Below are 659 nucleotides of genomic sequence, written 5' to 3'. Positions count from 1 at the left end.
CCCGAGATCGAGAACACGTCTTCAACCGGCATCAGGAACGGCTTGTCGACTTCACGCTCAGGGGTGTCGATGTAGTCATCAACAGCCGCCATCAGTTCCTTGATCTTCTCTTCACCGATTTCAGCGTTGTTGCCTTCCATCGCGGCCAGAGCCGAACCTGCGATAATCGGAACATCATCACCGGGGTAGTCGTAGCTGGACAGCAGTTCGCGAACTTCCATCTCAACCAGTTCCAGCAGCTCTTCGTCGTCAACCTGGTCAACTTTGTTCATGAACACGACCATCTTCGGGATGCCAACCTGGCGGCCCAGCAGGATGTGCTCGCGGGTCTGCGGCATCGGGCCGTCAGCTGCGTTCACAACCAGGATCGCGCCGTCCATCTGGGCAGCACCGGTGATCATGTTCTTGACGTAGTCAGCGTGGCCGGGGCAGTCGACATGCGCGTAGTGGCGGTTGTCGGTCTCGTATTCCACGTGGGCGGTCGAGATGGTGATGCCACGTGCTTTCTCTTCAGGCGCGCCGTCAATCTGGTCATACGCTTTGAAGTCACCGAAATACTTGGTGATTGCTGCGGTCAGCGTCGTCTTGCCGTGGTCAACGTGGCCAATCGTGCCGATGTTGACGTGCGGTTTTGTACGCTCAAACTTTTCCTTTGCCAT

General features: G+C 56.9%; 1 protein-coding gene. It reads right to left on the bottom strand.

Annotated features, from left to right (window positions below; translation table 11 throughout):
* Positions 1–659, bottom strand: a 659-nt coding sequence (locus ACR0NF_RS21735; protein WP_480778948.1) for a GTP-binding protein, incomplete at both ends; no start/stop codon positions are given.

The organism is Ruegeria sp. CF4 (genome assembly GCF_056537345.1).
The sequence above is the reverse complement of the archived record's forward strand: the minus strand, read 5'-3'. Positions and strand labels throughout refer to the sequence as shown.